Genomic DNA, 23,239 nt, shown 5'->3' on the forward strand with positions numbered 1-23,239 from the left:
ATTTTTGACATAGTTATAGAATTATAAACATTATTCATTAATATTTATAATATCTTTTCCTTTAATAAAATAATCCACTCCAGATCCAATAGTTATAACAGCTGCTAGGTATATGGTAACCTGGGTTGTAATATTAAGCCACCCTGGATTATATACTAGAGATAATAGTCCCATTATGATAGCTATCATCTGAATTACAGTCTTCAGCTTTCCCCAATTACTTGCAGCTATTACCACGCCTTGTGAAGCAGCTAATGTTCTTAATCCTGATACTATAAATTCCCTAGCAATTATTACAACTACTACCCAGGCAGCAACAATTCCTTTTTCAACTAAAAGTATTAGAGCACAGGTAACTAAAAGCTTGTCTGCTAGAGGATCCATGAATTTTCCAAAGTTAGTTATCTGATTTCTGCTTCTAGCTATATAGCCATCTAATTTATCTGTTGCTGAAGCTATAATAAATATTGATAAAGCAATAATATTAGTTGCGGTGGTATCAATCATTGCACATATTAAGAATATCGGAACTAACATTATTCTTAGCACTGTAAGCTTATTTGCAAGATTCATCATTAACATCTCCTACTCCTGAAATTTAACAATCCTATAATCTGTTTACCTAATTAAAATTTACTTCTTATTGTAAATAGCAAAAACAAATTTTCTATAATAGTAATTATTTTATCTTATACAAACATTATACAATAAAATCTAAAAATTATTTAGTTTATTAATACTAATTTTACTTTATATCCTTATCTATATTATTAATTAATATTTTTTTATTATAAATATATAAATCTAAAAATTATTTAAGGATTTCTCCTATTAAATCATACTCTAGTGCATCTTTTATTCTTACCTTAACAAAATCACCTATACTTAATTTATTAGATTTTACATAAACCTCTCCGTCAATTTCTGGAGCCATTTCATAACTTCTTCCACAATATGTTCCTTTTTCTTTACTTTCAATCAATACATCATAGGTTCTACCTATTTTATTTTCATTTATTTCTGTTGATATAGTTTGTTGAGCCATCATTATAGAGTGAAGTCTTTCTTCTTTAATATTTTCTTCTATTTGACCTTCCATTTCTGCAGCCACAGTACCTTCCTCTTGAGAGTAAGTAAATACTCCTAGCTTATCAAATTTAGTTTCTTTGACAAAATTTAACAATTCTAAGAAATTCTCTTCTGTTTCTCCTGGAAATCCTACTATAAGAGTAGTTCTTATAGTTATATTAGGAACTGCATCTCTAAGCTTTTTAATATTTTCAGTGATTATTTTCCTTCTTCCTTTTCTTCTCATAGCCTTTAAAACGTCATCGCTGATATGTTGTATAGGAATATCTATATACTTACACACCTTATCATTGATAGCTATTTCATTTATAACTTCATCAGTTAGCTCTTCTGCATAACAATAAAGAAGTCTTATCCATTTTATACTTTTAATTTTACCTAGCTCTTTTAAAAGAATATGTAAAGTTTTTTTTCCATATATATCTACCCCATAATTAGTAGTATCTTGCGCTACTATAATTAACTCCTTATATCCATTTAAAGCTAACTCTTTAGCTTCTTTAAGGATATCTTCCATATCCCTACTTCTGTATCTTCCTCTTATTTTAGGAATTGCACAGTAGGCACAAATATTGTTACACCCTTCAGATATTCTTATATAAGCAGTACTTCCTCCTGTTGTAACCTGTCTATTACCAATGTTTATATTGGTATCACTATAAGTTGTAATACAGCTCTTTTCTCCGGTTTTCATAGATTTTTCAATACATTCATGCAATTTATCATAATCATTTACACCTAAAATTATATCTAGTTCCGGCATAAGTTCTAAAAGCTCACTACCATATCTCTGAGTTAAGCACCCAGTAGCTATGAGCACCTTGCATTTATCTTTCTTATATTTTGCCATTTCTAATATGGTATCAATAGATTCTTGCTTTGAAGTTTCTATAAATCCACAGGTGTTAACTAGCAATATGTCTGCCTGCCTTTCATCTGTCACCGCTTCATATCTACTCTTCAAACTACTTATTATAATTTCTGCATCTATTCTATTCTTGTCACAACCTAAATTTATTACTCCAAATTTTAATTTTTCCACCTTTATCCTCCTAAGTGATCTATATATTATTTAAAACCTCTTCTTTTGTGTTGTAATGAAAGTTTCATTAAGAAGTTATTGTCTCATGGTATCATCTCTTCCAAAAACCTGTCTTGGCTTGCTTCCATTACGACCAGAGATAATCCCTTCAGCTTCCATTTCATCTATAATTCTAGCCGCTCTATTATACCCTATTTTTAGCCTTCTCTGCAACAAGGATGTTGAAGCTTGCCCTTCTTCTAATACAATTTTAATAGCTTCATCTATTAACTCATCACAATCTTCTCCACCTTTAGATTTGGAAACACTATTTTCTATTTCATCCATGATTTCTTTTTTATACTCTAATTCCTTTAATCCATTACGAATAAATTCTACTACAGTCTCTACTTCTTCCTCAGACACAAAGGCTCCTTGAATTCTAAGTGGCTTCGATTCACCTACAGGATAATATAGCATATCCCCTTTACCTAAAAGTTTCTCTGCTCCTGAAGAGTCTAGTATAGTTCTTGAGTCTATTTGACTTGAAACAGCAAAGGATATCCTAGATGGTATATTAGCTTTAATTACCCCTGTAATTACATCTACAGATGGTCTTTGTGTTGCTATTACTAAATGCATTCCTGCAGCCCTAGCCATTTGAGCAAGTCTACCTATATATTCCTCAACATCATTTGGACATACCATCATTAAGTCTGCTAACTCATCGATTATTATTACAATCCATGGAAGCTTTTCTTCTATTATCCCCTTTTCTACAAAGTCGTTATATCCTTCAATATTTCTTACGTTATTATCTGCAAAGAGTTTATATCTTCTAGTCATTTCATTAACTGCCCAATTTAATGCTCCTGCAGCTTTTTTAGGTTCTGTAACTACTGGAATTAATAGGTGTGGTATTCCATTGTATATATTAAGTTCTACCACTTTAGGGTCTATTAACAGCAATTTAACCTCTTGAGGTGTATATTTATATAATAAACTTATTAAAAGAGTATTAATACATACACTTTTTCCTGACCCTGTAGCTCCTGCAATCAAAAGGTGAGGCATCTTAGATAAATCTCCCACTACACAATTACCTGCAATATCCTTTCCAAGGGCAAAGGCTAAATTTTTCTTAGCAAGTGTAAATTCTTCACTTTCTATTACCTCTCTTAAAAATACTGCTGATAAATCTTTATTAGGTACTTCTATACCTACTGCCGCCTTTCCTGGGATTGGAGCCTCTATCCTAACTCCTGAGGCTGCTAAGTTTAGAGCTATATCATCTGCTAGATTAACTATCTTGCTAACCTTAACTCCTACATGGGGTTGTAATTCAAATCTGGTTACAGATGGACCTTTTGTAACCTGTATCACCTTAGCTTCAACTCCAAAACTTTCTAAAGTTTCTTGAAGTTTATTAGCACTATTAAGGAGGTCTTTTTTATCGCTATTTTTACCTATACTACTTAAATTTTTATGAAGGAGTTCTGGTGCAGGATGTTCATAAGCATATATTTTGTTTCCATCACCAAAGGAAATGTCAATATCTATATCCTCTATATTATTTCTATTTTCTTTTGACTTATTAGGTTGTTCTATACTTGTTTCTATTTTTCCTTCAAATCTATTCTCTTCTTCATCCATCTTCATAAAATCTATAATTTTAATCTTCGACTCTTCGCTGCTTCCATTGTCTCTAGTATTCCCATCTGCTGATACATATTCCATAGCCTCATCAATTGCAATATTTGTTTGCTTCAAATCCCTTGACTTTTTTTTACTTTCTACCTTTTCAAAGGTAAATAACTCTTTTATAGTAATATTATTAATTAACACTAAAGATATTATATATAAAGCAAATAAAACTATATAGCTACCTACCTTTCCTAAAAGTGAACTTATAGGAACAGTAATTACTAAAGATATAATACCTCCATGAAGTACAGACTTAGATTTAAATTGATTTATAATAGCACTTGCCATATTACCTTTTACGTAGTAAGAAGGTAATACTATAAGCTCAACAAAAATCATGGTAGTAACTATAAACATTAAAATTCCAAGGGATTTTTTTGTTACCTTTAAATATTTATCTATTTTTATGTAACTTACTCCCATGTATATAAGCACAAAGGGTAAAGCATAGGCACCAATTCCAAGAAGTCCTATAAAAATTCTATTAATAAATACTCCCATAGAACCTGCCAAAGATGTTGGGTCTGAAAACATAACTGATAGTAAAGCTAAAAATATTAAAACTCCTATGGTTATCAGTATAATTCCATTAAAATCAAAAAGTTTATCCTTTTTCTCTCTCTTAGCTTTTGAACTATTATTTTTAACAGTGCTCTTCTTACTACTGTTTTTCTTTTTTAAAGGCTCTTTTCCTTTAGTCATAGTATCTCCTCCAAAACTCTTCCTAAGATTCATGAAAATAATTTCCATTTATCCATCTCAATATATTGTACATTGAAATCCACCTATATTTCAAATTTTTTTACAAATAAAAAGTTGCCAACATGATTTTGCTGACAACTCAATGGTGAATTGTTAAATTTTATCTATTTCTTCACTAATATTTTCTTCTGAACTTACTTCTAGTTGATTTTTTTCACCTTCACTTATTAACTCTTCTAATTTATCTAAGGCTTCTCTAATTCCACCTACTTCATCAATAAGACCACATTCTACGGCTTGATCCCCTATCAATATAGTTCCTATATCATTTAGTAATTCATCTGTTTGACTCATAAGCCTTCTAAAATCGTCTGAATCAATTTTTGAAGTTCTAACTACAAACTCAACTATTCGCTCCTGCATCTTTCTAAAATATTCAAAGGTTTGAGGTACACCTATAACAAATCCATTCATTCTTACAGGGTGCACTATCATTGTAGCTGAAGGAGTTATAAAGGAATAATCTGATGCTGTAGCTAATGGAACTCCTATAGAATGTCCTCCACCTATGACTATGGATACTGTAGGCTTACTAAGACTAGTTATCATTTCTGCAATGGCTAAGCCTGCTTCTACATCCCCTCCTGCAGTATTCAATACTATGAGTATACCTTTTACATTACTATCTCTCTCAATAGCTATTAACTGTGGAATAATTAACTCATATTTAGTAGACTTAGTTTGATTACCAGAAATATTATGACCTTCAACTTGACCTATTATAGGTATAACTTGAATCCTGTCATCAGCCTTTGCTACAGACATGACCCCTACTTCTTTTAAGTTTGCAACTTCCTTACTTACCCCTTTAGAGTTATCATCTTCATTTTGTTCATCATCATTTTCTTCATTTATTATAACTTTACTTTTATTATTTTTTTTGTATTTAGTATCTTTATCTTCCTTATGTTTTTTATTTTCCGCTTCATTAATCATGGAAAAACACCTCCTAATGTTTCTTATTCTGTGCATTAAGAGGTGTTTATATACTATCCTAATTTAAATTCATTATGAAGTAAATTTATAGCATCTTTGACTTTATTACTTTCTACAAGACACCAAATAGTTGTATGTGAATCAGCAGTTTGAAGAATATCTATATTGCCTTCTTCTAAAGCCTTTAGAATTCTAGACATAACTCCAGGTATTCCTCTCATCTTTGAACCTATTATAGATATTTTGCTACAACTTTCTGTATACTGATAATCAATTTCATAATTAGCTGCTATATTTTTAAACTTATCTAAATCTACTTCACTTATAGTAAATATTTTATCATTTATAAATACACTTATCAAATCAATACTTATTTCATTTTCAGCTAAAATATGAAATATATTATTGCAGTGCTCCTTTGAGCCTCCATTAATTCTTATTTGAACTCTATTACTCATATGAGTAATTCCAGTGATAATTCTTTCATTGTCCTCACCATAAGAAGAAATAATAGTCCCTTCACAATCACTAAGAGTATTTTTAATTACTAATGGAATATTATATTTTCTAGATATTTCAACAGCTCTAGGATGTATTACTTTAGCTCCTTGATCAGCAAATTGGAATACTTCATTATAGCTTATACTCTCAATTAATGAAGCCTTAGAAACTATTCTTGGATCTGCTGTCATTATACCATCAACATCTGTATATATTTGAACTTCCTTTGCCTTTAGTGCTGCTCCTAAAATTGCCCCTGTAACGTCACTTCCACCTCTTCCTATGGTAGTGATGCTCCCCTCTTCACTTATACCTTGAAAACCTGCTACTACAGGTACTTTTCCCTGCTCTAATACCTTTAGTACATTTTTCGGATTAACATCTAAAATAGATGCATTATTAAAATTATTATCAGTCCTTATACCAGCTTCTCCACCCATAAGTGGAACTGCCTCTACACCTTCTCTTAATAAATCATTACACATTACCACTGTACTTAAAGTTTCACCACAGGACAAAAGTAAATCTAAGGCCCTTGGATTATTTATCTTAAATTCTTCACTAACTAAAGATAATAATGTATCTGTTGCATAAGGAGATCCTTTTCTCCCCATAGCTGATACTACTACTACAGGTTTATATCCATCCTTTATAGCTTTTTTTATCTTTTTTGTAACTAATATTCTATTATTTTCACTAGATACTGATGTACCACCAAATTTCTGAACAACTATATCCATACTTACCTCCATATTATATATGGGATTTTCTTAGTGTTTCCCCATCAACATCGATGATTATAGTTTTAGAGCCTATCTTCTTTACATAATCCCATGAAACTTCCAGCATCTCATTATTTCTAAAAAACATCTTACTAGACTTTCCATCTCCAAGTAATAGTAGCTTTAGCTCACCATTTTCATTTATAACTATATCATTATTGCCCAGGACACTATACTTATCTCCATCATTAATGTTTATTATTTCATATCGTTCCATTTCACTTAAATATCTATATTTTTCTTCCATCACATATCACCTCATACATAATTATATAAATTACTATGATTAATATGTTTTCTATTATATATTTATGAGTAAATTAACGAAACTTAATACAATTATAATATAATTTATGAAATTATACACTAGTATGTTCTTATGTTTTATAATAAAAAAAATAAAAAGGTATTTTACCTTTTTATTTTAACTTCTATTTACTCTTCTGTTTTAGACTCTTCACTATCTTTTAATGCATCTTTTCTTGAAAGATTTACTCTTCCTTGAGAATCGATTTCTGTTACTTTTACAAGTATTTCATCACCTATAGCTACTACATCTTCCACTTTATTTACTCTTTCGTTAGCTAATTTAGATATGTGTACTAAACCTTCTTTACCTGGAAGTATCTCTACAAAAGCACCAAAAGCCATAATCTTAGTAACTTTACCTAAGTATATTTCTCCAACTTCTACTTCTTTAGTGATTTCCTTTATAATTCTTAATGCTTCATTAGCACTTTCACTATCAGTAGACATTATAACTATCTTACCATCATCATTAGTATCAATTTTAACACCTGTATCTGCTATTATTTTCTTAATAGTTTTTCCACCAGGTCCTATTATATCTCTAATTTTGTCTGGTTTTATATTTATAGTGTACATTCTTGGAGCATATTGAGATAGCTCTGCTCTTGGCTCAGCTATACATTCATTTATCTTATCTAAGATATATAATCTAGCTGTTCTAGCATCTTCTATAGCTGTTCTTATACAATACTTAGATAATCCTTTTATTTTTGTATCAACTTGAATTGAAGTTATTCCTTTTTCTGTACCAGCAACTTTAAAGTCCATGTCTCCAAAGAAGTCTTCGATTCCTTGAATATCTGTAATTACAGCCTCTTCACTTAAATCTTCACTAGTTATAAGTCCCATGGCAATTCCTGCTGCTGGCCTCTTTATTGGAACTCCAGCATCAAGTAATGCTAATGTACTTCCACATACACTGGCTTGAGATGTAGATCCGTTAGAGCTTAAAACTTCTGAAACAAGTCTTATAGCATATGGGAATTCCTCTATAGAAGGAATTAGTGGTTCTAAGGCTCTTTCAGCTAAAGCACCGTGTCCTATTTCTCTTCTTCCTGGTCCTCTAAGTGGTCTTACTTCTCCAACACTGTATGCTGGGAAATTGTAGTGATGCATATATCTCTTGAAGTCTTCTTCTCCAATACCATCTATGATTTGAACATCACCTAAAGCTCCCAATGTGGCTACAGTCATTACTTGAGTTAATCCTCTTGTAAATAATCCTGTTCCATGAGTTCTTGGAAGGAGTCCAGTTTCACAAGATATAGATCTAATTTGATTAAATTCTCTTCCATCTGGTCTTCTCTTATCTCTAAGTAACATGTTTCTTACAATTTCCTTTTGAATATTGTAAACAACTTCTCCTATGTCACTTCCGCCCTCTGGATACTTCTCAGAAAACTCTTCATTTATTCTAGCTTTAATTTCACTTACTTTAAGATTTCTTTCATCTTTATCAGTGATATACATAGCTTCTTTTAACATATCAAAAGCAAAGTTTCTTACTTCACTTTGGATTTCTTCATTCACTTTGTATAGTACTGGCTCAGGTTTAACCTTTCCAAATTTAGCTCTAGCCTCTTCCTGGAACGCTATAATAGATTGACACTGATTAAATCCAAAGTCTATAGCTTCAATCATAGTTTCTTCTGGAATTTCATCTCCACCAGCTTCTATCATCATAACTCTGTCTTTAGTAGCACATACAGTTAATTGCATTGAGCTTAATTCTCTTTCTTTAGATGTAGGGTTAACTACAAACTTTCCATCGATTAATCCAATTGATACTGTAGCTACTGCATCAGTAAATGGTATACTTGATAAAAGTAATGCTATTGAAGCTGCATTCATAGCTAATATTTCTGGAGAATTATCTTGGTCTACAGATAATACCGTACAAACCACTTGAACATCATTTCTATATCCTTTTGGGAATAGAGGTCTTATAGGTCTATCTATAGCTCTACAATTTAGTATAGCTTTTTCTGATGGTCTTCCCTCTCTCTTTAAAAATCCCCCTGGAATTTTACCTACTGCATATAGTCTTTCTTCATATTCTACACTTAGTGGGAAAAAATCTATTCCTTGTCTTGGTTCTTCAGACGCATTTACATTTACAAGGATTACAGTCTCTCCATAACTAATAAACATAGCACAATCAGATAACTTTCCAATTTTACCAATTTCTATCTTCATTTCTCTTCCTGCTACAGAAGTACTTAACGTATTTGTCATTTAATCTCCTCCTTTCGGTTATTAAAAAAATATATATATAGATATATACTTATTATTATCTTTTTTTTGCTATTTAATTAAAATAATAGAGCGGCTTTGCCGCTCTTAATTATTTTCTAATTCCTAATTTAGCAATTATAGCACGGTATCTTTCGATATCTTGCTTCTTTAAGTAGCTTAAAAGTCCTTTTCTTTGTCCAACCATCATTAAAAGACCTCTTCTTGAGTGGTGGTCTTTTTTGTGAACTTTTAAATGCTCAGTTAATTCTTTAATTCTTTCTGTTAATAATGCTATTTGTACTTCTGGAGAACCTGTATCTCCTTCTGTTCTTGCAAATTGTTGCATTATTTCTTGTTTTCTTGCCTTTTCCATATTGTATGCACCTCCAATAGTTAAATCGCCATATGCCATGTACCCCGTTGGCATTCAGAATACATAGCATAAGGTTCATATGAAATTATATCAAACTAAATTTATTTTGTAAATAGAAAAACTAATTAAAAATTTGTAAAAATTAGTTATTTAGGAATTTTATCTATATATATAGAATAATCCTTGCCATTTACATAATTTTTATCCTTTGATAGTTGATTCTTCAGTTCATCAATGGATCCGAATCTTTTTTCTTCTCTTATTTTCTCTATAAAATATAGTTTAATTTCTTCTCCATATATATTTTTATCAAAATTTAAAATATTAGTTTCAATACTTAATTTACTACCTTCTAGGGTAGGATTGTATCCAATATTAGTTATGGCTTTATAAAAGCAATTTTTATACTCTACAATAGTTCCATAAACTCCACCCTTAGGTACTACGAATTTTTTATCATAATTTAAGTTTACAGTAGGGAATCCCATGGTTCTACCTATCTGCTTACCCTTAATTATATTTCCACTTAACATAAATGGTCTACCAAGAAACTTATTGGCTCTTTCTATATTTCCTTCTTGAAGATTATGTCTAATGGCAGAGCTACTTACCACTTCTCCATCTGAAGTTATGGGCTCTACTACAAAAAGTTCATAGTCTAATATTTCACTATATTTTTTAAGAATCCCTACATCACCTAAATTTTTATATCCAAAACGATAATTAAAGCCAACTACTATACCTTTAGCATTATAATGCTTCTTTAAACTATTAATAAATTGTTCTGGTGAAATTGACATGAATTCCTTATTAAATTCCATAAAATTTAATATATTCACTTGAAGTTTTTCAAATAAAATAGCTTTCTCTTCATTGCTCATTATTAGTTTTGGACAAATCTCTTTATTAACAACAGACAAAGGATGATTTTTAAAGGTACATACCATGACCTCTACATCTTCTATATTTTTAGTTAATTTAATCTTCTCTGCTAATTCCTTAGCACTATTAATTAATTCTCTATGACCACTATGTATACCATCAAAACTTCCCAGAACAATTATACTAGGAGTTTCAATGACTTCATTAAAATTATCTTGTATAATTTTCATAAATATATCCCCTAAAGAAAAAGTTTTATTAATTTAAATCCTGAATCGCTTTCTGCTCCAATTCCTATAAGCTTATTTGAATTGTTGTATACTGCATATTTGCAAAACTTTTCAATTCTATTTAAAAGAGTTCTATCATTTATGGTTACACCATTTAATATTAACCTTTCAAACTTTTCATTAACTACAAGTTTAGGAAACTTACTAAATACTTCATCTAAGGAAATAATATAATTATTTATATTATCCTCTGTTAAATCTTTTAGTTCCACACTCCTATCTATAGTAAAAGGACCAGTAGCTGTTCTCTCTAGCTCCCACATCATAGCTCCACAACCAAGTTCTTCTCCTATATCATAGCATAAACTTCTTATGTAAGTTCCTTTAGAACATCTAACTTTTATGTGGATTATAGGGCTATCTATGGATAATATATCAATACTATGGATAGTAACTGTCCTTGGCTCTCTATAGACTTCTTTTCCTTCTCTAGCTAACTCATAAAGTTTTTTCCCATTTTGTTTAAGAGCAGAATACATAGGTGGAACTTGAGCAATAGTTCCTACAAATTTATTTATAACCTTAGTAATTTCTTCTTCTGTAGAATCTACCTTACTCTCACGAAGTACTTTTCCTTCTCTATCGTAAGTATCTGTTACAACTCCTAACTTAACCTTTGCTATATATTCTTTCTCGCCTTCCATGATAAAGTCTATGGCCTTTGTTGCTCTTCCTATACATACTGGAAGCACACCACAAGCTTCGGGATCTAAGGTACCCCCATGTCCGACCTTTTTCTCTTTAGCTAGCTTTTTTATTTTTCTCACTACGTCAAAGGAACTAATGCCAAGAGGTTTATTTATATTTAAAACTCCAAAGGGTTTATTATTTTCTATCATAATATATCAACTCTTCTTCTAATATTTTGTATATTTTATCCTTTACTTCAATGATGGAACCCTCACAAAAAAGACCAGAAGCTCTTTTATGGCCTCCACCATTAAAATTTTCTGCTATTTTACTAACGTCAACTATTTCTTTAGACCTTAAGCTTACTTTTATTCCACCCTTACTTTCTTTAAATAAAGCTACTACTTCTACTCCACTTATCATAGTTCCAAAGTGAATAACCTCGGAAGAATCCATGGATTCTAAGCCTACTTCATTAAGCATAGCATCATTAATCTCCATAAATACAACTTTATTATTAAGGTGTAATGTCAAAGTATCGATGACTTTCCCAAAGAACTTAACTTTATTAAATTCTTTATTTTCAAAGACTTGTCTTTGAATTTTATTAAAGTTAACTCCAGTTTTAATAATTTCCCCAGCTATCTCATGAGTTCTACTTGTAGTATTAGAATGCTTAAAGGAACTTGTATCTGTTAAAATAGAAGTATAAATTGATTTACCTATATTCTTTGTAATATCTACTTTTAACTGATTTAATAGGTCATAAATTATTTCTCCAACTGCTGAAGAATTTATATCCACATAATTAAAATCACCATACTTTTCATTACTTAGATGGTGATCTATATTTACAAGCTTATATTGCCTATTCTCTGCATCTAAATTAGCATTTATTCTCTTGAAATCTCCACAATCTAATACAATTATTAAATCTGTACCATCATTTACCTGTTGAAGTAATCCTGTGATTTCCTCACTACAAGGCAAATACTCAAAAGTATCTGGAATTTTCTCCTTTGAAAGTATATATGCTTCTTTATTAAGTGCCCTTAGCCCTTGAAGTAGGGCTGTGGCACTTCCTAGAGAATCACCATCTGGTGATTGATGAAAAGTAATTCCTATGGAATTACTTTTCTCTATGATATCTACTATATTGCTAGTTATCATTAGAATCATTCTCCTTTATCTTTCTAAATAAAGACTCTAAATGATTAGCTTTATCTAAAGTTGTATCTAACTCTATGATAACTTCTGGAACATGTCTTAACTTAACATTTTTTCCTATCTCTTTTCTTATAAAACCTGTTGAGCTTTTAAGAATTTTAAGAGCATCTGTCTTTTGATCCTCTGTACCAAATATACTAACAAATACTTTAGCATAGCTTAAGTCTCTTGTTACTTCTACATCTGTTACACTTATCATTGCTGTAAGTCTAGGATCCTTTATTTTGTTTTGAATAGTGTTGCTAACATCTTTTTTTATCTCTTCATTGATTCTGCCGCCTCTATAGTTAGCCATGGAGATCACTCCTTCCTATTACAATTGTTTTGGTTTAATTTCTTCCATGATATAGCCTTCTATAATGTCTCCTTCTTTTATATCATTGAATTTCTCAATGCTAAGTCCACATTCGTATCCAGCTGCTGCCTCTTTAACGTCATCTTTAAATCTCTTTAAAGATGCAAGAGTAGATTCTGTAATTACTATACCATCTCTTAGTACTCTGACTTTACAGTTTCTTGTTATCTTTCCATTAAGAACATAACATCCTGCTATAGTCCCAACGTTAGAAATTTTATATACCTGTCTTGCTTCACAACGTCCAGTAATAACTTCTTTGTATTCAGGTTCAAGCATACCAATCATTGCTGATTTAATATCATCCAAAGCATCATAGATAATTCTATAAGTTTTAATTTCTACATTATCTCTTTCTGCAACTGTAATAGCATTATTGTCTGGTCTTACGTTGAAACCAATAATAATAGCATTAGAAGCATAAGCTAGAGATACGTCTGTTTCAGTTATAGCTCCAACTGCTCCGTGGATAACTCTAACTTTTACGTTATCTGTAGAAAGCTTTTCTATGGATTGTTTAACCGCTTCTGCTGAACCTTGAACATCAGCCTTAACTATTACGCTTAATTCTTTAACCTTACCTTCTTGGATTTGGTTATATAGATTTTCCATAGACACTCTATTAGAGGTTTGGAAATGATCTTGTCTAATCTTTTCTTTTCTTGACTCTGCCATTATTCTAGCTGTCTTTTCATCTCTAACAACAGTAAATCTATCTCCTGCTGCTGGAACTTCTGAAAGTCCTAATATTTCTACTGGCATAGAAGGGCCAGCTGCTTTTGTAGTTTTACCTTTATCATCAATCATTGCTCTGATTCTACCATAAGTAGTTCCAACTATTATAGAATCTCCTGATTTTAAAGTTCCATTTTGAACTAGTATACTAGCTACAGGTCCTCTACCTTTATCTAATTTAGCTTCTATAACTGTTCCTTTAGCTCTTCTGTTAGCATCAGCTTTTAATTCTAACATTTCAGCATTTATTGTAATCATTTCAAGAAGATTATCTAAGCCTTCCTTAGTGTGAGCAGATACTGGTACACATATAGTATCTCCACCCCAATCTTCAGATACTAATCCATATTCTGTTAACTCTTGCTTAACCCTATCTGGATTTGCACTTTCTTTATCCATTTTATTTATAGCTATAATCATAGGTACTTCTGCAGCTTTACAGTGATTTATAGCTTCAACAGTTTGTGGCATAATTCCATCATCTGCTGCTACTACTAATATAACTATATCTGTAACTTGTGCTCCTCTAGCTCTCATAGAAGTGAAAGCTTCGTGACCTGGAGTATCAAGGAAGGTAATTCTCTCACCATTTACATCTACAGTATAAGCACCTATGTGTTGAGTAATTCCACCAGCTTCTGTTGCTGTAACTTTAGATTTCTTTATTGCATCTAGTAATGATGTCTTACCGTGGTCAACGTGACCCATTACTGTAACTATTGGTGGTCTTTTAGTTTCTTTTGCTTCTGATGATTCGTCTTCTATCTCATCAATCTCATCCTCTTGTTCTTTAGCAATGTCACCAACATTTTGCTCTTTTAATACTGCAATAGATCCAAAGCTATCTACAAGCTTTTCAGCTGTGTTAAAGTCAATCTCTTGGTTTACACTTGCCATAACTCCTTGGAATATTAAAGCTCTTATAACTTCTACCACTGGTTTTTTTAGCTTATCAGCTAAGTCTTTTACAACGATAGTTTCTTCCATTTCGATTACTTCATCTGGAGTTTCATCAACCTTTTCTTCGTTTCTCTTATTTCCGCCTTTTCTCATTTTGCTATTTTTTCTTTGCTGCTTACTTATATCTTCATTGATTTTTGATTCATATTCCTCAATGATTTCTTTCTTTTCAGCTGCTTCTTTTTTTTGTTCTTCATATAGCTCTTTTATAAGATCAGCATCCTCTTCATCGATGACACTCATGTGATTCTTAGCTTCCACACCGAACTCTTCCATTAATACACTTATAAGTTCCTTGTTTGTAACTTCTAATTCTTTAGCTAACTCATATATTCTTATTTTCGACAAAACTTTCACCCCCGAATTTACATTCCGTAATTCTCTTTCCATAACTTTATTAAATTTTCACAAATTTTTTTATCTCTTACTGCTAATACATTGATTTCTTCTCTACCTATGGCCATACCCAATTCATTTTTAGGTATATTTCCTATTACAGGCACTCTTCTGTCATCACAGTATTTTTCAAATTTTTTCTTAGTGTTTTCTGAACACTCTAAGGATAAAATACATAGATGAATTTTATTTCTTTTTATCTCTTCTTCACATCCATTATATCCTTCTACTAAGTTTCTAGATTTTTTTGCAATCCCTAGAAAACTTAAAAATTTATTCTGCATTAACTATCTCTTCCTTTAGTTTATCATATATTTCATCATTTATCTTAGTTTCTAGATTTCTTTCTAGTCTTTTAGTCTTTACGGCTTTTTCTAAACATTGAATATTTCTGCAGATATAGGCTCCACGACCAGGTTTTTTACCATGTAAATCTATAGATATCTCATTTTCCTTATTTTTAACAACTCTTATAAGTTCCTTCTTAGGTTTCATTTCCATGCATCCTGTGCACATTCTTTGAGGTATCTTTTTTACCTTCATAAAATATCACCTACCTTTAAAGGTTACTTTCTTCGTTTTGTAAGCTTTCAGCTTGACTCTTACTCTTAATATCTATTTTCCATCCAGTAAGTCTTGCTGCTAATCTAACATTTTGACCTTCCTTACCTATGGCTAATGATAATTGATTATCATCTACTACAACCTTAGCACTCTTTCCATCCTCATCTACATCAACTGATAGAACTTTAGCTGGACTTAGCGCATGAGCAATATACTCTTCTGGTAACTTACTCCACTTTATTATATCAATCTTTTCATTTCTAAGTTCATTTACTATGTTTTGAACTCTAATTCCTTTAGGTCCAACACAAGCTCCCATAGGATCTACCTCTTCATCATTAGACCATACAGCTATTTTAGTTCTTGAGCCTGCTTCTCTCGCTATACTTTTTATTTCTACAATTCCACTGTATATTTCCGGAACTTCTAACTCAAATAATCTTTTTACAAGGCCTGGGTGTGTTCTTGAAACTACAATTTGTGGTCCCTTAGAACTTTTCTTTACTTCTACTATATATAGCTTTAATTTCTCATTAAATATATAAGATTCTCCTGGCATTTGCTCATTTGGGCCTAATACAGCTTCTAGTTTACCTAGATCTATAAATACATTTCCTCTATCTTTTCTTAGAACTATACCTGTTATTATGTCAAATTCCTTAGTTATAAATTCATTATATATAAGAGTTCTTTCAGCTTCCTTAATTCTTTGAATAACAACTTGCTTCGCAGCTTGAGCCGCAACTCTTCCAAAATCTCTTGGAGTAACCTCAATTTCCGCAATATCTTCTAAGTTATATTTGGCACTGATTTCTCTAGCATCCTCTAAGGATATTTCTATTACATCATCATATACTTCTTCTACAACTTCTTTTAATGAGTATACATGAGTTTCTCCTGTATCTCTATTAACCCATACTCTTACATTTTGCTCCTTGGCATGAGACTTTGCAAAATTTTTCTTATATGCTGCTACTAAAGCATCCTCTATAGTAGTAAAAAGCATTTCCTCACTAATTCCTTTTTCAACAACTAGTTGTTTTACAGCATCTATAAATTCTTCCTTAAATCCGGTGCTCATTATATTTATATCCTCCTTATAAAGTTGGGTTTAACGTAACTAAAGAAACCTTTGACATTGGTATTGCAACTTCATTGTCATTGATTTCTAACATTAAATTTTCGCTATCAAACCCCTTCAATATCCCTTCATATTTTTTCTTTCCTTCAAATAATGCTGAAAGTTTTACAGCTACATCATGATTTATATACTTATTAAAATGTTCTTTTGTATATAAGGTTCTAAATATACCTGGAGATGATACTTCTAAATTATATTCTTCTGTTATAGGATCTTCTTTATCTAGCATTTCTCCAACAGCCTTACTTACTTCTACACAGTTATCCAAAGCAACGCCTTTTTCATTATCTATAAAAACTCTTAAAATATTTTGTCCGCCTTCACGTACATATTCTAAGTGATAAAGTTCAAATCCGAGTTTTTCTACTATATTAGTAATTTTACTATGGAGTTTTTCCACAACACCGCTACTGTTCATAATACATTTCCTCCTTTTTATTATATTTACTTTAAATCTTTAGTAATAAACTTAATATTTTTTATTGCTACACAACTTCCATCTTTTTATGAAGTTGAAAGTATTTGGTCAAATAGTCATGGGATAATATTTACATTACCACAGTACCCTTTAAGGTATGAGTTCAACTAGCTTTAGTGAGATGTAAAACCTTAGTTCAAACTAAGGTTCACTTTATAATTAAAACGCAACTTGGGGTTGCGTTTTAATAAATAGAGAGTAGGCATAAATCCTACTCTCCCTCAAAGATTATCATAATAACTAGCTCATTAAGTACAATTATATCATAGCTATTTTCAATATGCAATGATTTTAGCTCCTTTGAGGTATTTATGCCGATGACTACCATCTCTAATACTCCCATTTTATTTGAAATTGGAGTAAAGAGCTGCTACGTCCCTGGATAACGCTTTCTAAGCTTCAAAGAAGCTAAGAACTCTGTTAATGAAATGGCACCTAACTTAAATTATTTAAATAAACAGTTGTTAAAAAAGACTTAATTGATTTGTTTCTGGTAAATCCCCTATGGCTCCGTGATTTGCCAAAGCTTCTACTACAGTCTTTGTAGCTTTACTTCTTATACGAAGATCTTCCTTAGATATAAATTCTCCATGATTTCTAGCTTCTGCTATAGCCTTTGCTGCATTTTCCCCTACTCCAGTAAGTCCACTTAAAGGAATTCTTATATTATCTCCTTCTATTGTAAATTTTACTGCCTCTGATTTATATACATCTACAGGTAGAAATTTTATACCTCTTTTGTACATTTCATAACAAAGTTCTAAGGTGGTAAGAAGACCTTTTTCTTTCGTACCTATATTGTTCCCCAAAGCATTTAATTCATCCATAGTATCTTTCATTGCTTCTTCACCCTTTATAACTAAATCACCATCAAAATCGTCTGCTCTAACAGTAAAATAAGTTGCATAATAAGCCTTTGGGTGATGAACCTTAAAATAAGCTATTCTCATAGCCATCATTACATAGGCAACAGCATGACCTTTAGGAAACATGTATTTAATTTTTTTACAGGACTCTATATACCAATCTGGAACATTATGTTCTCTCATTATGGCTTCAAACTCTTCTGATACACCCTTTCCTTTCCTAACCTTCTCCATGATGGTAAACGCAGTCTTGGGCGGAAGTCCTTTATATATAAGATAAACCATAATATCATCTCTGGTAGATATACAATCTTTAAGGGTAGTATATCCTTCTTTTATATAATATTGAGCATTATTAAGCCATACGTCAGTACCATGAGAAAGACCAGAAATTCTAACTAGGTCAGAAAATGTTTGTGGTTTTGTATCTAATAGCATCTGTCTAACAAATTTAGTTCCAAACTCTGGAACACCATAACATCCAACTTCACAACCCAGTTCTTCGGGAGTTATGCCAAGAGCTTCTGTCCCTGTGAAAAGACTCAAAACCTTTGGGTCTGATAAAGGTACACTTTGAGGACTTATTCCAGTTAAATCTTGAAGCATCCTAAGCATAGTAGGATCGTCATGGCCTAGTATATCAAGTTTTAAAAGCCTACCACTAATAGAGTGATAATCAAAGTGAGTTGTTATTATATCTGATTTTGGATCATCTGCAGGATGTTGTATTGGACAAAAATTAAATATTTCATTGTCACTAGGTACAACCATAATTCCTCCTGGGTGTTGCCCTGAAGTTCTCTTTACCCCAGTACATCCAATAGTTAATCTTTCTATTTCTGCATTAGTAGTATTTATATCTCTTTCATCTAAATACTTTCTAACATATCCATAGGCAGTCTTATCTGCAATAGTTCCTATGGTTCCTGCTTTAAAGGTATGACCTTTTCCAAAAAGAACTTCTGTATATCTATGAATATCACCTTGGTTATCCCCTGAGAAATTTAAGTCTATATCTGGTTCCTTATCTCCCTCAAAACCTAAGAAAGTTTCAAAAGGAATATCGTGACCATCTTTTATATAAGGAGTTCCACATTTTTCGCAGTTTTTATCTGGTAAGTCAACTCCCGAACCTATGGATCCATCTAAAATGAATTCACTATTTTTACAATTAGGACATACATAATGAGGTGGAAGCCCATTAACTTCTGTTATATCTGACATGGTAGCTACAAATGAAGATCCAACAGATCCCCTAGATCCAACTAGATATCCATCACTGATAGACTTTGCCACTAATTTTTGTGCTATAAGATAAAGCACCGCATATCCGTTATTTATAATAGAGTTTAATTCCTTATCAAGTCTTTTCTGAATAACTTCTGGAAGATTATCTCCATATATGGATTTTACTTTATTTAAAGTCATGTTTCTAATATCATCCTCTGCACCCTCTATTTTAGGAGCATAGGTTTCATCTGGAATTGGTTTAACCTCTCCAACTAAGCTTTGTATATACTCAGGGTTTTCCACCACAATTTCCATGGCCTTTTCTTCACCTAAATATGAAAACTCTCTTAACATTTCTGTAGTGGTTTTGAAATATAGTGGAGGTTGATTATCAGCATCATCAAACCCTTTTCCAGCCATTAAAATTCTTCTAAAGACTTCATCTCGCGGTTCTAAAAAGTGTACATCCCCTGTGGCAACTACTTTTTTATTATAGAAATCTCCAAGTTCACATACCCTTCTATTGAGATCCCTAAGTCCTTCTTCATCCTTAACCATGTTCTTCTTTATTAAAAATTCATTATTCCCAATGGGTTGTACTTCTAAATAATCATAAAACTCCACTATATGTTCCATGTCCTCTAGGGACCTTCCTGCTAGAACCCCCTTAAATATCTCTCCAGCCTCACATGCAGAACCAATAATAAGTCCCTCTCTATATTCTTCTATTAGACTCTTAGGAAGCCTTGGTCGTCTTTGATAATAGTCTAAGTTAGAAAAGGATATTAGCTTATATAGATTTTTTAATCCACTCTGGTTTTTGGCTAAAATTATTACATGGTATGTAGGAGCTTTTTTTACATCAAAGGATTTTAAATATTCCTTATTAACTCCATCTAAATTATTAAAACCCTTCTCTCTTAACATATCAAAGGATTTTAAAAGAGTATCTCCAGTAGCCTTAGCATCATCCACAGCTCTATGATGGTTTTCTAAGGATATCTTTAAGTATTCACATATTACATTAAGCTTATGCTTTTTAAGTTGTGGAAATAAAAATCTAGCTAAAGGTAATGTATCTATAATTCCATTTTTAAATTGCAACCCAAGATTTCTGCACTTAGACTTAATAAATCCCGTATCAAACTCCGCATTGTGAGCTACTACTACAGAACTCCCTACAAAGTCTAAAAACCTAGGAAGAACATCTTCTATGGTTTTGCAACCCTTCACCATATCATTACTTATACCTGTAAGCTCTGTTATTTTATATGGAATGCTCATCTCTGGATTTATAAGTTCATTAAAGCTATCAATAACATGTCCATTCTCTATTTTAACAGCTCCTATTTCTATAATGCGATCTTGGTGACTTGAAAATCCTGTAGTTTCAATATCAAATACTACAAAGGAACTATTAAAATCTATTCCTCTACATCCGGTAGCTATACCTACTCCATCATTAACTAAATATCCCTCTATTCCATATATAATTTTTATATTATGTTTCTTCCCTGCATCCATGGCCTCTGGAAAGGCTTGAGCTACTCCATGATCTGTTATGGCAATTGCCTTATGTCCCCATTTAGCAGCTTTAGCAATAAGACTTGAAGGTGTAACCACTGCATCCATGGAGCTCATGGTAGTATGAGCATGAAGCTCTATCCTCTTAACTTCACAACCATCCATTCTTTCACTAGGTTTCAACTTTACAATAGACTTTGCATTAATCACTAAATCTTTAGAAAATCTATCAATTTCTACTTCCCCATAAACCTTGCAACATACCCCTGGTTTTAACTCTTCCAGCAGCTTTTCTACTTCTTCATTACTTCTTGGATATATTTTTATAGTTATAGAGCTAGTGTAGTCAGTAATATATAAAGAAGGATATATTTTTCCACTTTTAGCTTCAAATATATTTACCTTAAATACATCTCCAGCCACAGCTACTCTCCCGGAGCCCATATTTAATTCACACATTTCTGTGGTTTCTTCATTTATATTTCTATTACCATATACCACATTGTCATCTAAAGGCTCTTTGCTCTTTCTATAATTCTCCTTCCAAGGACTAGCTTTTTTATCTCCCTTAGTTTCTTTAGGCTTTTCTTTAGCTTTATCACTAGATCTACTAGAAATCTTAGGACTATTTGCTATAATATCACTTACTATTCTCTTTTCTTCAATTTGCTTTTCTAGAATATAATCTTCTTCAATAGCCGATTCATCATAGTATATTTTTACTTCTACTTTAATGTTGAACATATTATAAATTTCGCTTTGTATTAATCTATCTATATTCTTATGACAGAGCATCTTAGATATAAATTCATTGGATATACCTATATTAATTCTGTCATTTTCTAGCTTTTTAACTGCTTTTAGTAAACTAGTCTTAGCAGAAGGAAAAGATGAGGCAAGAGAGTTAATGACATCTATCCAATACTCCCCCACCACATCTTCTAAAGCAACATGTTCTACATCTCTATACCACAAGATATCTATAGTCCCTAAATCACAAAGTTTATCCTTAATAAGATTACATATATTCTCCTTCATAGGATCATCTAAGGGACTCTTATGTTTTAATACTACCTTAACCATCTCGCTTTGTTTTAGATATTGAACTTTATTTATGATGATATCTTCATAAATAGGCAATCTACTATCATATCCTAGTAGTTCTGACAATGTCATTTAGATTCCTCCTATCTATAAACTTTCAATCTCCTTAATCAATTCATCCAGTAAATCTTCTTCTTTTACTTTTCTTACAATCTCACCTTTTCTAAAGATAAGACCTTCTCCATTACCACCAGCTATTCCTACATCTGCTTCTCTAGCTTCTCCTGGCCCATTAACTACGCATCCCATAATAGCTACTTTTATATTTTTATTTATGTGACTTAATCTTTTTTCGGCTTCTTCTGCTATACTAATAAGATCTATTTGAGTTCTTCCACAGGTTGGGCAAGATACAAATTTTATTCCATCCTCTAACATGCCAAGGGATTTTAATATTTCTCTTCCCACCTTAACTTCTTCAACCACATCTCCTGTAAGGGAAATTCTTAATGTATCTCCTATGCCCTGTGCTAAAAGTGCTCCTACACCTACGCTAGATTTAACAGTACCTCTCCATGTGGTACCTGCCTCTGTAACTCCAATATGCAACGGATAATTAACCTTACTAGAAACTATATTATAGGCCTCTATCATTTGAACTACGTCAGAAGATTTTATAGATATGATTATATCTTCAAAATTTACTGCTTCTAGAATTTTCACATGATTAAGAGCACTTTCTGCTAAAGCCTCACTACACACTCTACCGTATTTATTTAAAACTTCTTTTTCTAGAGATCCAGAGTTAACCCCAATCCTTATTGGTATATTTCTTTCTTTTGCAGCTTTCGCCACCATCTCAACTCTACTTATGTCACCAATATTTCCTGGATTAATTCTAAGTTTAGAAACTCCATTTTCTATAGACTTTAATGCTAATCTATAATCAAAGTGTATATCTGCAACTAAAGGAATGTGAATTTGTTTTGCGATTTCCTTTATAGCTTCTGCAGCCTCCATATCGGGAACTGCACATCTTACTATATCACAACCACTTTCTTCAAGTCTTAAAATTTGCTCTACTGTGGAGGATACATCTCTTGTATCTGTATTAGTCATGGATTGTACTGTAATTCTAGAATCTCCTCCAATGTATATATCTCCAACTTTAACTTTTCTTGTTTCTTTTCTCTTCATAATTTCCT

General features: G+C 31.8%; 20 protein-coding genes. All 20 read right to left on the minus strand.

The features are described from left to right. Positions 1-30: 30 nt before the first annotated feature. On the minus strand, positions 31-573 hold the full coding sequence (gene pgsA / locus B2S02_RS04865) for a CDP-diacylglycerol--glycerol-3-phosphate 3-phosphatidyltransferase (protein WP_346848509.1): 543 nt from the start codon (positions 571-573) through the stop codon (positions 31-33). A gap of 238 nt (positions 574-811) precedes the next feature. Beyond that, positions 812-2,131: a 30S ribosomal protein S12 methylthiotransferase RimO gene (gene rimO, locus B2S02_RS04870; RefSeq protein ID WP_346878630.1), complete on the minus strand. Its 1,320-nt coding sequence runs from the start codon at positions 2,129-2,131 to the stop codon at positions 812-814. Between the two features lie 75 nt (positions 2,132-2,206). After that, positions 2,207-4,516, minus strand: coding sequence for an FtsK/SpoIIIE family DNA translocase (locus B2S02_RS04875; protein WP_346920379.1), 2,310 nt, complete (start codon positions 4,514-4,516; stop codon positions 2,207-2,209). A gap of 153 nt (positions 4,517-4,669) precedes the next feature. Continuing rightward, complete coding sequence (locus B2S02_RS04880) at positions 4,670-5,512, minus strand: ClpP family protease (protein WP_346878628.1); 843 nt, start codon at positions 5,510-5,512, stop codon at positions 4,670-4,672. 53 nt (positions 5,513-5,565) lie between these two features. After that, positions 5,566-6,753 carry an aspartate kinase gene (gene dapG, locus B2S02_RS04885; protein WP_346920380.1) on the minus strand — a complete coding sequence of 396 codons (1,188 nt, stop codon included), beginning with the start codon at positions 6,751-6,753 and terminating at the stop codon, positions 5,566-5,568. A gap of 13 nt (positions 6,754-6,766) precedes the next feature. Continuing rightward, positions 6,767-7,042: a YlmC/YmxH family sporulation protein gene (locus tag B2S02_RS04890; RefSeq protein ID WP_035132817.1), complete on the minus strand. Its 276-nt coding sequence runs from the start codon at positions 7,040-7,042 to the stop codon at positions 6,767-6,769. Positions 7,043-7,230: 188 nt separating this feature from the next. Then, positions 7,231-9,339 (minus strand): polyribonucleotide nucleotidyltransferase, encoded by a 2,109-nt coding sequence (locus tag B2S02_RS04895; protein ID WP_346878627.1) that lies wholly within the window; start codon positions 9,337-9,339, stop codon positions 7,231-7,233. Between the two features lie 109 nt (positions 9,340-9,448). Beyond that, a complete protein-coding gene (gene rpsO, locus B2S02_RS04900) occupies positions 9,449-9,712 on the minus strand; it encodes a 30S ribosomal protein S15 (protein WP_035132815.1) in 264 nt (87 codons plus the stop codon). Positions 9,713-9,858: 146 nt separating this feature from the next. Continuing rightward, positions 9,859-10,824 (minus strand): bifunctional riboflavin kinase/FAD synthetase, encoded by a 966-nt coding sequence (locus tag B2S02_RS04905; protein WP_346848371.1) that lies wholly within the window; start codon positions 10,822-10,824, stop codon positions 9,859-9,861. An 11-nt stretch (positions 10,825-10,835) separates the two neighbouring features. Beyond that, on the minus strand, positions 10,836-11,723 hold the full coding sequence (gene truB, locus B2S02_RS04910) for a tRNA pseudouridine(55) synthase TruB (protein WP_035132813.1): 888 nt from the start codon (positions 11,721-11,723) through the stop codon (positions 10,836-10,838). Then, a complete protein-coding gene (locus B2S02_RS04915) occupies positions 11,710-12,684 on the minus strand; it encodes a bifunctional oligoribonuclease/PAP phosphatase NrnA (RefSeq protein ID WP_346848370.1) in 975 nt (324 codons plus the stop codon). The genes truB and B2S02_RS04915 overlap by 14 nt, the downstream gene beginning before the upstream one ends. Beyond that, a complete protein-coding gene (rbfA, locus tag B2S02_RS04920; protein WP_346920381.1) occupies positions 12,674-13,036 on the minus strand; it encodes a 30S ribosome-binding factor RbfA in 363 nt (120 codons plus the stop codon). Before rbfA ends, B2S02_RS04915 begins: the two co-directional genes overlap by 11 nt. An 18-nt stretch (positions 13,037-13,054) precedes the next feature. Continuing rightward, positions 13,055-15,139, minus strand: coding sequence for a translation initiation factor IF-2 (gene infB / locus B2S02_RS04925; RefSeq protein WP_346848369.1), 2,085 nt, complete (start codon positions 15,137-15,139; stop codon positions 13,055-13,057). A 17-nt stretch (positions 15,140-15,156) separates the two neighbouring features. Continuing rightward, the gene (locus B2S02_RS04930; protein WP_346848368.1) at positions 15,157-15,471 is read right to left on the minus strand and encodes a ribosomal L7Ae/L30e/S12e/Gadd45 family protein; all 315 of its coding nucleotides are present in this window, start codon (positions 15,469-15,471) and stop codon (positions 15,157-15,159) included. Then, entirely contained in the window at positions 15,461-15,730 is a 270-nt protein-coding gene (rnpM, locus tag B2S02_RS04935; protein ID WP_035132803.1) for an RNase P modulator RnpM, read from the minus strand. The genes B2S02_RS04930 and rnpM overlap by 11 nt, the downstream gene beginning before the upstream one ends. Before the next feature lie 16 nt (positions 15,731-15,746). After that, positions 15,747-16,832: a transcription termination factor NusA gene (gene nusA, locus B2S02_RS04940; RefSeq protein WP_035132801.1), complete on the minus strand. Its 1,086-nt coding sequence runs from the start codon at positions 16,830-16,832 to the stop codon at positions 15,747-15,749. A 16-nt stretch (positions 16,833-16,848) separates the two neighbouring features. Next, positions 16,849-17,310, minus strand: a complete 462-nt coding sequence (rimP, locus tag B2S02_RS04945; protein ID WP_150843841.1) for a ribosome maturation factor RimP — start codon at positions 17,308-17,310, stop codon at positions 16,849-16,851. A gap of 271 nt (positions 17,311-17,581) precedes the next feature. Then, entirely contained in the window at positions 17,582-17,713 is a 132-nt protein-coding gene (locus B2S02_RS04950; RefSeq protein ID WP_346848367.1) for a hypothetical protein, read from the minus strand. Positions 17,714-17,834: 121 nt separating this feature from the next. Continuing rightward, positions 17,835-22,166, minus strand: coding sequence for a PolC-type DNA polymerase III (locus B2S02_RS04955; RefSeq protein WP_346920382.1), 4,332 nt, complete (start codon positions 22,164-22,166; stop codon positions 17,835-17,837). Positions 22,167-22,181: 15 nt separating this feature from the next. Further along, complete coding sequence (gene ispG / locus B2S02_RS04960) at positions 22,182-23,231, minus strand: flavodoxin-dependent (E)-4-hydroxy-3-methylbut-2-enyl-diphosphate synthase (RefSeq protein WP_346848365.1); 1,050 nt, start codon at positions 23,229-23,231, stop codon at positions 22,182-22,184. Positions 23,232-23,239: the final 8 nt, after the last annotated feature.

Origin of the sequence: Clostridium sp. UBA7339, assembly GCF_002470865.1 — a bacterium.
GTDB lineage: Bacteria > Bacillota > Clostridia > Clostridiales > Clostridiaceae > Clostridium_J > Clostridium_J sulfidigenes.